Consider the following 12,506-nt stretch of genomic DNA (forward strand, 5'->3'; position numbering starts at 1 on the left):
CGTTGGACGACAATGAATTCCCGCAGCACAACATGACGGAGAATCGATATCCCGTCGACGAGGCGACAGTTCAGGCCCAGGCCGAATGGATGGCGGGCCAGGGCGGTTCGCTTACCAGCCGAACCGGACGTAAACTCTCCGAACGAGTTTCGCGGCGATCCATGATCAGTCGGATCGGCAAGTGGACCATGGGTGTGTCAGGAGTGGCACTGATCAGCACACTTCCCGTGACACGTAGTGCCTTCGCCCAAGAGCCCGAGGTTCCTGCGCCGGCACCTGGCCCCGAACCTCTTGTCCCTGTCTACGACGGTAAAGATCCGGCCGAGTGCGAGTACTGGCGCTGGTGCAACATGGACGGAACGTCCTGTGCCGCATGCAACGGCGGCGGTGTCACCACCTGTGCCCCCGGCAGCAAGCCCGGCGCAGAGTTCTGGGTCGGATGCTGCACCAACCCTGATACCGGCAAGACCTATCTGATCGCCTACTACGACTGCTGCGGTGCGCCTTCGTGTTCCAACGCATTCTGCGGCGAACCGGACATGCAGGCCGTGATGTACAACCCGGTCTCCGGAAGCTACGACCAGGAAATCATCTGGTGTGTCTCCGACGAGTCCCAGGCATACACCTGCACGATGGCGCCCATCATCGGTGAGGACTGCCAGACTCGACCGGCCGAGCGCCCCAAGGTCGGTGCCGGATCATGAGCAGTCCGCGAACCCGAAAACTGGCGCGACCCGCCGTTGCCGTCATCCCACTCACCGTCGTACTCGCGCTGGCCGGTTGCAGTTCGTCCGACAACGACGAACCCTCCAGCGCAGGTGATGTCACCTATCCGACAGTTCCGTTCACTGCACCGGGCGAGGGAATCTCCCTCGGTCACGACGACCAGGAAATCGGCGACACCATTCCCGAGCCGTTGCACGTCGGTTCGATCACCCCGATCGCAGCTGACCGCTTGCTGGGCGTCGAAGGTGGATTCGGCCAACTCGAGCTCAGCGTCAACGTCATCGATCCGAAAACCGGTGTGGCCGAGAGCCGGATCACCGTCGGCCCGGGTATCTGGGATCCGGTCATTCACGGATTCGTCGGGGATTCCGCCGAGGATCCTGCGGTACTCGCTGCCGAGGTGTGGCGCCCCCGAGGTTCCCGCGGCGCAGCAGATTTCACGGTCAGCACTTACTCCGGAAACCTGCTGGAACCAGCCGAGGTCATGCTTCCGGACGTCGCACGCGTACATTCCCGTCCCGGCTCGAACGCCGTGACCTCCGACGGTAAGTTCTTCGTCACGTGGGACGACGGTTTGTACGGCATCAGGGTGGTCGACCTCGAGAAGAAGGAAGCGACCGGTGCACTCCAGATAGTCGGCTGCGGTCCGTTCACGTGGATGGTCGATCACGAGCTGTACAGCGTCTGCGAGGACACCCGGGAACTGCTGCACGTCACGATCGGTGACGACGGTGTTCCGAAGGAAACCGCCCGAAGCAAGGTCCTACCCGAGGATTTTGTCTCCACCCGCAAGGTCACGTGGGCATCGAAAGCGAATAAAGCCTTGCTGGTCAGTGAGAACGGCGATGTGTACGTCTTCGACTTCTCCAACGGACTACCTCAGGAAGGTGTCAAGCCGATCGGAAACGCCGGGCAGGACTCCGGTCGATTCTCGGAGAACGTCATCAACGCCGACGCAACCCGGCTCGCAATCGCGTACACGGACACGGCTATTCATCCGGACTCTGCTCGGGGAGGCTCACTGGTCAAGATCGACTTGTCCGATGCAACGACCTTCGCCCCGGTGAAGAGCTTGACGCTTGCAGACCTCGGCCTGACAGACATCAAGAGCATGACCTTTTCCGTCGACGGCGCCACGTTCTACGTGCTCGGTACCGGACCTGAGGTCGAAGGCTCCGCTCCGCAGAAGATCGTGGGTTACAACGCGAGCACCGGCGAGCAGGTCAGTTCCGTCGATGTCTCGGGCAACGTCGGGGATGTCAGCGGGTTGATCACACCAGAAGTACTCCGATGAGTCGTCCCGGATCCGGTGTGGTGGTGGGCCGGCGCCGCTTCCTGAGTTTGGGAGCACTCGGCGCCGGAGCACTCGGGCTCGGCGCAATGGGGACGATTGCCGGATGCAGTTCCACTGCAGCATCTCCGACGCCGACGACCGATCTCGACTACATCCTGCCCACCGACCCGGAAGTTGCCGCCGCAGAATCGGCGCGAGCCTGGAACGGGACCACCGCTGCGTTTGCCCTTGCCGCCGGATTCTCGACGGTAGATCTTGGCGGACGCCTCGTGGACACGTGGACGTACGGAGGCGCTGCGGTGGCTCCGGAACTTCGCCTGAAGTCCGGTGACCGGGTGAACGTCAGCGTCCAGAACGGCCTCGACGCCGAAACAACACTGCATTGGCACGGAATTCGAATCCGCAACGACATGGATGGCGCGGCACCCACCACGCAGGCTCCCATCGGCGCCGGTTCGAGTTTCGAGTACAACTTCATCGCACCGGATCCGGGAACGTACTGGTACCACTCGCACAGCGGATTACAAGCCGATCGGGGGCTGTTCGGCGCCTTGATCGTCGAGAACCCGAACGACATCACCGGGGCCGACATCGATGCCGTTCTGGTGCTCGACGACTGGCTCGACGGATTGGGTACCACACCGGATTCCGTCCTGATGGCCCTGAACCCGGCAATTTCGGGCGGGCACGGCGGACACGGCGGTGGGGCAACAACTCCGGCGGAACACTCGGAAGCCGACATGTCCGTCGCGCAACAGTTGGTGAGCGGCGGACACGGTTCTTCCGAACCACTCGGCGGGATGACTCAACACATCGCGTATCCACTGCACTTGATCAACGGGCGGCCACCCAACGATCCTGCTGTCGTCACTGCAGCGCCCGGTTCGACCCTGCGACTGCGAATCATCAACGCAGCGGCCGAAACTCCGTACCGGTTTGCTGTGGCCGGTCACGAGATGACAATCGTCGCTACCGATGGCTACGACGTGGAACCAACTCCCGCTGACACCATCATCGTCGGAATGGCCCAACGCTACGACGTACTGGTGACGGTGAAGTCGGGAACATGGCCGGTGGTGGCGAAGGTCGAGGGCCGAGATGGTTATGCGTCGACCGTCCTACGCAGCACCGACGCGTTGGCCCTGGCGAACCCGGATGTGGGCGGAAACCTCTCGGAACTGGCCGGCCGACTGGTCACCGAAAGCGAACTCCGGCCCGCGGAATCCGCACGGCTCGAGACGAAATCGCCTGATCGCGACTACCGCATCGAGTTGATCCAGGCCGGCGATCGGTACGTCTGGGGAATGGCGGGAGCCGATGCGGGCAAGCTCGTCATGAAACAGGGCGAACGGGTCCGGATCACGATGAAGAACACGTCCACGATGTGGCACCCCATGCACACCCACGGCCACACGTTTGCGGTACCGGATTACGGCGGACTTCGCCGCGACACCGTCAACGTCCTACCCGGCACCGAGCTTGCCATCGAGTTCGACGCCGACAATCCCGGCGAGTGGATGTTCCACTGCCACAACGCCTACCACTTCGAGGCCGGCATGACGGCAAATCTGCGTTACGTCCGCTGACAAGTCGAAGAATGGAGAGAACACCTCATGAAGAAACTCGTTCCCGCTTTCCTGGCCGCGTGCGCTGCCCTGAGCCTCACCGCCTGCAGTAGTGATGCCGGTGCGTCGTCGGACGAACCTGCAGTCGTGATCGAGGTGAAGAACATGGCGTACACACCGGCATCGGTCACCATCGAGAAGGGACAGACCGTCGAATGGAAGTTCGACGACAGCGGACTCCCCCACGACGTGGTCGGCAACGGTGATCTCGATGGGAAACTGAAGAGCGAGTTGCTCACCGAGGGAACCTTCTCGTACACGTTCGACGACGTCGGAACCTTCACCTACCACTGCACGCCCCACCCGATGATGGTGGGCACCGTGATCGTTCAATAGTGAGGAGGTGGATCATCGGCTTCGGCCTGGCTGTCGCGGCGACGTGTGTCCCAGCTTGCGGCACAGAAGATCCCGTCCCCGATGTGGTGGTCGAGATCAGCAATGTTCAGTTCAGCCCGATGGACGTCACCGTGGAACACGGCGGCACCGTCGAGTGGCGCTTCGACGACGGCGGACTCCTGCATCACGTGGAATCACCCGGCCTGTTCGACAGCGGTATCACCGGAGACGGAACGTTCCGGCACACGTTCGAGAGCGTCGGAGTCTACGAATATTCGTGCTCCGTGCACCCGTACATGATCGGAGTCATCACAGTGCTGTGAACTCTGGCTCATCACTTTTCGCTGCGACTTCGGCTCGACACTTTTCCTGAACCACAAACACTTCGGAGGATCTGATGACTACTGTTCTCTCACACGGCCCACTGCAGACCGACGTCCCTGACATCCGGCCGACCCTTCAAGGATCGGTCGGCACCGCGACCCGTGTCAGCCTCGTCGCGGCGGGCGCCGCTGCGGGTGCCGGCCTCGCACTCGTGGCCACGCCATCTGCGACAACAGCTTTGACCACAGCTGTTATCGGCGCCGGGCTGGTTACGTCGCTGGCCGCGAACTGGTCGACCTGCGGAATGTCCGTCGCCGGAGTTGTTGCGGCGCCGAAGCAAGTCGATCGGAAGGGATCCTCGACTCCCGTCCGCCGACTCGGCTGGCACGCTCTGGGCTCGGTCACGACGGGAGCCGTCACCGGGGCATTGATCGGCGCTCTCGGTGCGGCGATGTCCGGGTACGTGCCGGTCGGCTGGGCGCTGGGCGTCTGGGCCGTCGTCGCGGTTGCATACGGGCTGCACGAGTTGGATGCGGTGAGCATGCCGACTCCGATGCGGCGCCAACAGCTTCCGCGCCATCTGCGCCGCACGATGGCGCCCTGGAAGGTCTCGCTGATCTTCGGCGCGATCATCGGTCCGGGATTTCTGATCTTCATCCGCTCGAGTGCGTACTACCTCCTGGCACTCGGCGTCATGGCTTCGGGTTCACCGGCTCTCGGGGCGGCGCTGTTCACGGTCGTATCCCTTGGCCGCTGCATGCCCAGCCTCGCGGCAATCGTGCACACCAAGCGCGGTGGCTCGATGCCGGGATTCCTCTCGATCATGTGCGTCGTGGACCGTCGCGTGCAGAGCGTCACCGGCGCGGCATTGATCGCGCTGGGTGCATTTGCCGCCGCAGCACTGATCTGACTGTCGAGCTAGCACCCTTCACCTCGAGTGAACACACGCTCCGACTCTCCGGAGCGTGTGTTCACTCGACAGAAACCGTGCGCACTCACCCCGCGTCAGGGAATCGACAGCGCCACCTGGACCGAGTCCTCCGACGGCGACGTCACCTTTGCGTCCCGACTCCAGAGCATGTCCAGCGCTGCCTTGGGCTTGGCAAGAACCCACTCCCGCGCGGCGTTCTTGATCAGCGTCGGAGTTGCGCACCCGCAATCGCTGTTCACACCGTCTGCGTCGATGCCGACGTCTCGGCACAACGCAACAGCGCGGGGCACGTGATACCCCTGAGTGACGATCAACGCCTTGGTCACCCCATACGTATGTATGGCCCGGAAGCAGGTGTCGTAGGTGTCGAGGCCGTACGGATCCCCCACGATGCGACGCTCATCGATTCCCTGCTCCACCAGGTAGTTCGTCATCGCGGCGATCTCGTCACCCGAGCCGCCGTTCGCGTCGCCGGAGACCAGGACCGCTTTAGCCTTTCCCGCTTCCACCAGTTCTACTGCTGCGTCCAGCCGCCCTTTCAGGAAAGCCATCGGCTTGCCGTCCTTGATCTGCGCGCCCAGCACGATCACGACCGGAGCATCGGCGGCGTCCGACGTGTGGCCGGCCGACGCCACGGAAATCCACACGATCGAGCCTGCGTAGACAACCGCTCCGAGCACCGCAATGCCTGCGACCCAACGAGGCCACCGGCGCTTGCGCGGCGGTTTCACTGGATCTGCAGCGGCTTCGTCCATTCGTCGATCAAACCACACGGTTTCTTCACCGCTTAGGCGCTCGGTCGATCCTCCATCCCTCCGCGCCACTGCGCTCGGCCCACAAATCCGAGTACTTCCCACCTCGCGCGATCAGGTCTTCGTGGGAGCCGACCTCCTCCACCCCACCGTCTTCGAGGTAGACGATGCGATCTGCTCCCTGAATAGTCGACAGGCGATGAGCGATGATCACCACCGTTCGACCACGGGCCAATCGGTGAATTGCCTCGGTAATGGCGACTTCGTTCTCTCCGTCGAGGGCGGAAGTCGCTTCGTCGAGAAGAACAATCGGAGTGTCCTTGAGGAATGCCCGCGCAATCGAGACCCGCTGACGTTCACCGCCGGACAGCAGTGATCCGCCTTCACCTACCCTGGTCTCCTCACCGCTCGGCAAACGGTCGATCACTTCGCCTAGCCTGGAATCCACCACTGCTTGACGGACCTCCGACTCGGTGGCATCCGGTCTCGCCAACCGAACGTTCTCCAGGATGGTTCCGTCGAACAGGTAAACCTGCTGTGAGACAGTCGATATCCGAGACATCAATGCTCTCGTTCCGATCTCGCGAACATCGGCTCCCCCGATGGTTACCGCACCTTCGTCTACGTCCCAGAATCTGGAGATCAGCCGAACCAGAGTTGTCTTTCCGGAACCGGAAGGACCGACCAGAGCGGTGACCGAGCAGTCCGGGAACTCGAGGCTCACGTTACGAATCACGCGATCCGGGCCGTAGCCGAAGGAAACCGAATCGAACCGAATATCATACGAAGTAGGCTCTTTCGGCACCTCAGGCTCCGCCAGCACCGGTACATCGATCATCTCTCGGACAGATCCGAGCGACACCCGGGCCAGTGAGATACCTTCACCGAATCCTGCGAGCATCTGCATCGGCTCCACGAACCTCACGGCCAACACGAGAACAACGATCACGCTTGCTGTGTCGATGGACCCGGTGGTGACCAGCAGTGCCGCCAGTACCAGGACGGTGAGAAAGGCAACCTGAACGACGATCATGAACCGCAGCAGATACTTGTCGACCGATCCGATTTCCTGCAGGTGTGCGTCCCGGTTGGACACAAGAGCTTCGTCCAACCGAGTCCAGCCTTCGCCGCTCTTACCGGCCGAACGTAGAACTTGCTGCGCCTGTGCATATTCGACGACGCGTGATGCCAGCTCGGATTCGCTCTTGCCGATCGCCTCGTATTCGGGAACAACCGCCCGCTGCACGTTGCGGTAAGCCCGAATCCCCAGTGGAACGAAGACGACCATCGCGAGAGACAGTCGCCAGTCCACAAACAAGACAGCGATCGCCACTGTCGCTGGAGTCACCGTGACGGTGGCGAGTTGCGCGATGATCATTCCCGGGATGCTCATCAAGATAGCCGTGCCCTCGGTGACCAGGCGAGTGAACGCTCCACGGTTTGCCTTGCTGAACCACCCGAGCGGAACCTGCACCAAGTGCTCACCGAGGCGATGCATGATTCCACCGGCAAAACCCTCGATTCCGATGCGGTACGCCCGATTCTCGGCGATCCACCGTACGGCGCCACAGGCCACCGCCACGAGAGCAGCAGTGACAACCCACGGAACTGCGGCGTCGTAATCGCCGCGAACCACCGCTTTCAGGATCGGAATCATCAGTGCAAAGACGACACCCTCGAGTATCCCGGCGAGCGTGAAACCTGCTATCTGACCTCGCATCCCATTGTCGCGCCCGAGGATTTCGTCCAGGTCTCGAATCATTGCGGCGCCTTTCGCGGAGAGATGTCTTCGACGAGGGGGTTCTGGAGCGCCCACATCCGCGCGTAGGTTCCGCCGAGCGCCGACAACTGTTCGTGCGTACCTTTTTCCACGATCCGTCCGGCGTCGAGAACGAGTATCTGATCTGCGTATCGGACGGTGTGCAGTCGATGAGCGATCACCATCAGGGTGCCGCCGTCTGCACTGATCTCGCCCAGTGCGCGTTGAACGGCCGATTCACTGTGGGGATCGGCCTGCGAAGTCGCCTCGTCCAGGATGACGATCGGCGGGTTCTGAAGGATGGCGCGGGCGATCGTCAGGCGTTGCTTCTCCCCACCCGACAGCTCACCGCCCGAACCACCACCGATCTCGGTGTCATACCCGTCCGGCAGTCGCATGATCACGTCGTGAATCTGCGCCCGCCTCGCCGCTGTCTCCACTTCCAGATCCGTTGCATCCGGTCGACCGAGCCGAATATTCTCGCGCACGCTGTCCCGCAGGAGCACAACATCTTGGAACACGATGGCCATTGATCTCAAGACTTCGCGACTGGACTGATCTTGTAAATCGCTTCCGCCCAGTCGAATAGACCCGTCCGTGACGTCCCAGAACCGCGGAAGTAGACGTGCCAAAGTGGTCTTTCCGGAGCCGGAGGGGCCAACGATCGCGGTCACGGTGCCCGGTTGCATCTCGAAGGAGATGTTCTCGAGGACGCGCTGCCCAGTGGTGTATTCGAAGCCGACGCTGTCGAATTCGACCAAAGTGCTGCGAGCAGGCACTGCATTTTGAGGTTCGGCCAACTCTGGTTCGCCGAGGATGCTCTCGACGTGAGTCGCTCCCAGTTGGCCTTCGCGGTAGAGGTTGGCCATCGTTCCCATGTGCAGAACCGACGACGGAACACCGATTCCGACGACCAGAAAGGCAACAAGAGCTACCGGGGTAATCCAACCCCCGGACAACATTGCAGTTCCCGTCGCCGTGATGACCACGATGAGTACCGCCGGTGAGAGGAGGATCGACATCGCGACCACCGGCCTTCCCATCCCCGACATCCATCGCACGCACACCGCAACCATCGAATCGACAGCGCTCGAGTAGCGCGCGAATGCGCGACTCCCACTCCCGTACGTCTTGACAACCTCGATACCGTCGCCCAGTTCTACTGTCGCAGAGGTCAATGTCGACATTGCAAGATTCCAGGAGTCGACGTTCGTTCGATAGGCTCTGCGCATCGACGGCGCGGCGAGAGCGAGACACACTCCGATGTAGCCGACCAGGACCAGGCTGAACTTCCAGTCCATCGCCACCAGATAGATCAGGGCCACTATCGGCGACAAGATCGCGGGCACCACGTCGGCGGGAAGGTGAGCGACGAGAAGATGCATCCGCTTCACGTCGTCCGTCATCGCCTGCTTCACTTCACCGGTGCCACCATTTGCAAACCACCCCAGAGGAACTCGGGACAGATGCCGAGCGATACGCGAGCGGATCGAGTATTTGAAATGCGCGTCGGCGGTGTGGCACACGGTCAGCGCTGCGTTGTAGACGACAAAACCGAGAATTGTGCCCGCTGCACCGATTGCGGCCCACAGCCAGACCAGGTTCAACGACGAGTCGGTCAGGAGCACCCGCGCGATCTCGACCACCGCAACGTAGGGCAGGAATCGCAACGGCACCGACAGTGCCGACAGACCCGCCCCTAGGAGGAGTTGATTTCTCACCGGCGCGATCATCCTGCCCAAAGCGTCTCGGTCGACGAGTCCAGGCGAGTCTTCCGGGGCTGCGGCCTCATTCACTTTCATTGCCGCACTCACTCTTCGACGATGATCGTGCCGGTCATGTTCGGATGTGGTGTGCACGTGTAGGTGAACGTTCCGGCTTTGTCGAAGGTCTGACTGTAGGTTCCGCTTCCTTGGAGATCGCTCTTGATCCCCAACTCGGCGAACACGACATCGTGCGGCATTCCCTGGTCCTCGAAAATCCACGTGACGGTCTGTCCTGTGTGCACGGTGACGGAGTTCGGTGTGTACGCAAGGTTTTTCACCGAGATCTCGACCGGCGCTTGCTCGGTAGATCCCGTCGAATCGTTGCCGCACGACGTCAGTGTGAATACCACTGCAACAGCGATCAATGTGGTCAATCCGGTGCGAACTGACATTCTGCTCTCCTCATCGAACGTAGTGGAGGTCGGCAGTCATCCCGGCCTCGAAGTGGTACGCGTTGTGACAGTGAAACATCCACCGTCCTGGATTGTCGGCGTCGAAGTCGATCGCCATTTGTGTACGCGGAAGTACGATCACGGTGTCTCGGCGAAGCCGGCCGTAGGAGGGAACCGAGAACGTGTGCCCATGGGTGTGCATCGGGTGCCACATGTCGGTGTCGTTGTTCATGACGATTCGTATTCGCTCGCCCTGCTTCATTCTCAACCGACCGGCATCGGCGCCCGCCATTCCCCAGAGGTATCGATCGCCGGCCTGAATGAGATCCACCGAATACGCACGATCCGGTGCCCTCTGCTCCAGCGCTCCTGACGGGCGAAGCTCCGATTCCAGAACGAGCCGACCGCCGGAACCTGACAGCACTGCAGGCGAAGTCAGGTCGACGACCGCTACCGAATCCGGCGTCCGAAGCAGGCACGCGACGCCACCTGACTTCCCTTCCACCTTCGCGGCGATGAGCCACGAGCCGGACTGCACCGTCACCAATACGTCGTATCGCTGCGCGGGTGCGATCAGAATCTCGTCTCCGGCTGTGTAGGCAACGTCCTGCCCGTCAGCACTGACAACGGTCATCTCGTGCCCGGCGACCGAGAAACGGTACGGAGTCTCCGCCCCGGCATTGATCACCCGCAATCGAAGCCGAGTTCCGGCCGTCGCACTGACGACGAAGGGATCTTCCACAGGCCGTCCGTTGATCAGGTGCAGTGGATACGTGATGTGCGTTGCCATTCCACCGAGCGCCTCGGAATTGCCGTGACCGCTGGCGAGAAGTTCTGCGGCAGAATCAATCTCTGCATCATCGACTTCCGGTGGAGCTCCGCCGTGCCCGTGGTGTCCTCCCTGCACGTCCGGTGACAATGCGCGAAGCACTGCATCCGGGGTTGTTCCCAGCCCGTCGAGCCAGTCGTCGATCACGATGACGACGTCCTCGTCGGCTCCGGTCCGGTCGTTCGGGTCCTCGACCACGAGTGCACCGAATAACCCTCGATCGGCCTGCAATCCTGAATGGGAGTGGTACCAATATGTTCCGTGATCCGGGGCCACGAAGTCGTAGGTGAACTCGGCACCTGGTTGGATTCGTTCCTGGGTGACCGGCGGGACGCCGTCCATGTCGTTGCGGATCGCAATGCCGTGCCAGTGCACCGAGGTCTCCGTCGGAAGGTCGTTCTGCAAAAGAACGTTGAGCCGGTCTCCCTTGGAGATTCGAAGCTCCGGGCCAACTGCTTCCGCACCGTACGACCATGTGTCGACCTCTCTGGCGCCTAGACTCACCCGAGCCGGTGCAGCTGTCAGATTCCGTTCGACTGTGCGCCCGCTATGAAATCTCGCCTGTTCGGCAGCACGAACTTCGTCGTCGAACGGTGAAATCTCAGAACTGGATTCGTTCGCCGAGCCACGGCTGCACGCACTCAATGCCACAGAACCCAAAGCCGCAGAACCCACAGCCGCAGAGCCGAGCGTCACCGCTCCCCATCGCAGAGCCAGGCGCCGACTCAACGCACTCGAACTCATGCCGTCAGCGCCGTGAATTCCTGATAGCGCGTCGCGGCAACAGCTTCGGTTCCGGTGCCGGTCAGATTGCCGGCAGCCATGGCATCCATGTCCTCGATCATCCAGAAAGTGGCGAAGGGATGAGTGGCGAGCCACATGTCTCCGTTGACCTTGGCCACTCGGTTCTCCTGCACCGCTGAAAGACTCGAGAACCCGGGAACACCGGCAACCTTGCCGAACTCGTACACGCCCTCGTCGAACACGGCCACGATCCGAGCATCCTGCGCCGGGATCGCCTCGTCGGACAGGGGCGCATACGGCAGTCCTCCAGCGGCATTCGATCGCTGGGATTCCGGACGCCCGAAGCCGCTCTCCGCCAACAACAAGGACGGCGGCGCCTGCTCGGTGGTGGTGGCAAGGATTCCAGAACTGCTCATCAGCACCGACACGGTGTTCGCTTCACCACCGGACCGAGCAGAGACGTCAGCGATCTTGCCCTCCAAAGCGACAGTCAGCTTGTCGGCAACCGACTGACGATCAAAAGCGCGTCCGAAGAAGGCAAGATTCTCACGCCACGGAGTGGTGACTGCCGGGACCGGCACTGTGGGGACGGTCGACGCAAGGGAGTCGTAGTAGCTCCGATCGCCCATCGACGTGAAGATGACCAGTCCGGGATCCTGTGCGAGTACCTGCTCGATCGGGGGTGCACCGAGCGGCGGCACCGTGACCACCTCGGTACCAGCTGACGCCAAGATGTCCTGGCCGATCTCCGATCCCCACGACGTGAAGACCACGTCAGGGGTGATGCCGACGGCAAGGAGACCGAGTGCGGCGTATTCGTCGAGGGAAACAATTCGCCCGAGGTCGCCCGGAACCGACGTCTCACCGAATTCATGGGACACAACACGCGTTCCCTCGGCAGGTTCCGTCGTCGGTCCCGCCTCACTCGAGCTACAGGCGGCCGCAGTCAGGGCAACGACACTGACCAGCAGCGAAGCACCCAGCCTCGATAGGTAACCGGGTCGCGTTTTCAACTTCATGGTGTCCTT

The 12,506-nt window shown here is 61.9% G+C and carries 12 protein-coding genes; 6 read left to right on the top strand and 6 right to left on the bottom strand.

Translation table 11 applies throughout. From position 1 onward, the window contains the following. Nucleotides 1-32 precede the first annotated feature (32 nt). The 6 genes from G9U53_RS17915 to G9U53_RS17940 all read left to right on the top strand — a co-directional run bounded on the left by G9U53_RS17915 (nucleotide 33) and on the right by G9U53_RS17940 (nucleotide 5,215). Entirely contained in the window at nucleotides 33-704 is a 672-nt protein-coding gene (locus G9U53_RS17915; RefSeq protein ID WP_029256402.1) for a methylamine dehydrogenase light chain, read from the top strand. Continuing rightward, nucleotides 701-2,020 (top strand): hypothetical protein, encoded by a 1,320-nt coding sequence (locus tag G9U53_RS17920; RefSeq protein WP_007729697.1) that lies wholly within the window; start codon nucleotides 701-703, stop codon nucleotides 2,018-2,020. Before G9U53_RS17915 ends, G9U53_RS17920 begins: the two co-directional genes overlap by 4 nt. Then, nucleotides 2,017-3,606 carry a multicopper oxidase family protein gene (locus G9U53_RS17925; RefSeq protein ID WP_165638990.1) on the top strand — a complete coding sequence of 530 codons (1,590 nt, stop codon included), beginning with the start codon at nucleotides 2,017-2,019 and terminating at the stop codon, nucleotides 3,604-3,606. Before G9U53_RS17920 ends, G9U53_RS17925 begins: the two co-directional genes overlap by 4 nt. Nucleotides 3,607-3,633: 27 nt before the next feature. Then, nucleotides 3,634-3,981 carry a plastocyanin/azurin family copper-binding protein gene (locus tag G9U53_RS17930; RefSeq protein ID WP_165638991.1) on the top strand — a complete coding sequence of 116 codons (348 nt, stop codon included), beginning with the start codon at nucleotides 3,634-3,636 and terminating at the stop codon, nucleotides 3,979-3,981. Beyond that, on the top strand, nucleotides 3,981-4,304 hold the full coding sequence (locus tag G9U53_RS17935) for a cupredoxin domain-containing protein (protein ID WP_054780973.1): 324 nt from the start codon (nucleotides 3,981-3,983) through the stop codon (nucleotides 4,302-4,304). Before G9U53_RS17930 ends, G9U53_RS17935 begins: the two co-directional genes overlap by 1 nt. A gap of 74 nt (nucleotides 4,305-4,378) precedes the next feature. Continuing rightward, on the top strand, nucleotides 4,379-5,215 hold the full coding sequence (locus tag G9U53_RS17940; RefSeq protein ID WP_165638992.1) for a methylamine utilization protein: 837 nt from the start codon (nucleotides 4,379-4,381) through the stop codon (nucleotides 5,213-5,215). A gap of 95 nt (nucleotides 5,216-5,310) precedes the next feature. Here the strand turns inward: G9U53_RS17940 and G9U53_RS17945 are convergent, their stop codons facing one another. Genes G9U53_RS17945 through G9U53_RS17970 form a run of 6 tightly spaced genes read right to left on the bottom strand, consistent with a single transcriptional unit; the run spans nucleotide 5,311 to nucleotide 12,497 of the window. Continuing rightward, nucleotides 5,311-5,991 carry a YdcF family protein gene (locus G9U53_RS17945; protein ID WP_165638993.1) on the bottom strand — a complete coding sequence of 227 codons (681 nt, stop codon included), beginning with the start codon at nucleotides 5,989-5,991 and terminating at the stop codon, nucleotides 5,311-5,313. 25 nt (nucleotides 5,992-6,016) lie between these two features. After that, a complete protein-coding gene (locus tag G9U53_RS17950) occupies nucleotides 6,017-7,750 on the bottom strand; it encodes an ABC transporter ATP-binding protein (protein WP_165638994.1) in 1,734 nt (577 codons plus the stop codon). Continuing rightward, nucleotides 7,747-9,549: an ABC transporter ATP-binding protein gene (locus G9U53_RS17955; RefSeq protein WP_165638995.1), complete on the bottom strand. Its 1,803-nt coding sequence runs from the start codon at nucleotides 9,547-9,549 to the stop codon at nucleotides 7,747-7,749. Before G9U53_RS17955 ends, G9U53_RS17950 begins: the two co-directional genes overlap by 4 nt. Before the next feature lie 8 nt (nucleotides 9,550-9,557). Then, nucleotides 9,558-9,905: a cupredoxin domain-containing protein gene (locus tag G9U53_RS17960; protein ID WP_050656040.1), complete on the bottom strand. Its 348-nt coding sequence runs from the start codon at nucleotides 9,903-9,905 to the stop codon at nucleotides 9,558-9,560. A 10-nt stretch (nucleotides 9,906-9,915) separates the two neighbouring features. Next, on the bottom strand, nucleotides 9,916-11,478 hold the full coding sequence (locus G9U53_RS17965) for a multicopper oxidase family protein (protein ID WP_165638996.1): 1,563 nt from the start codon (nucleotides 11,476-11,478) through the stop codon (nucleotides 9,916-9,918). Then, nucleotides 11,475-12,497, bottom strand: coding sequence for an ABC transporter substrate-binding protein (locus G9U53_RS17970; RefSeq protein WP_050656042.1), 1,023 nt, complete (start codon nucleotides 12,495-12,497; stop codon nucleotides 11,475-11,477). Before G9U53_RS17970 ends, G9U53_RS17965 begins: the two co-directional genes overlap by 4 nt. Nucleotides 12,498-12,506: the final 9 nt, after the last annotated feature.

This window comes from Rhodococcus sp. D-46 (assembly GCF_011290655.1).
GTDB classification, from domain to species: Bacteria; Actinomycetota; Actinomycetes; order Mycobacteriales; family Mycobacteriaceae; genus Rhodococcus_F; species Rhodococcus_F qingshengii.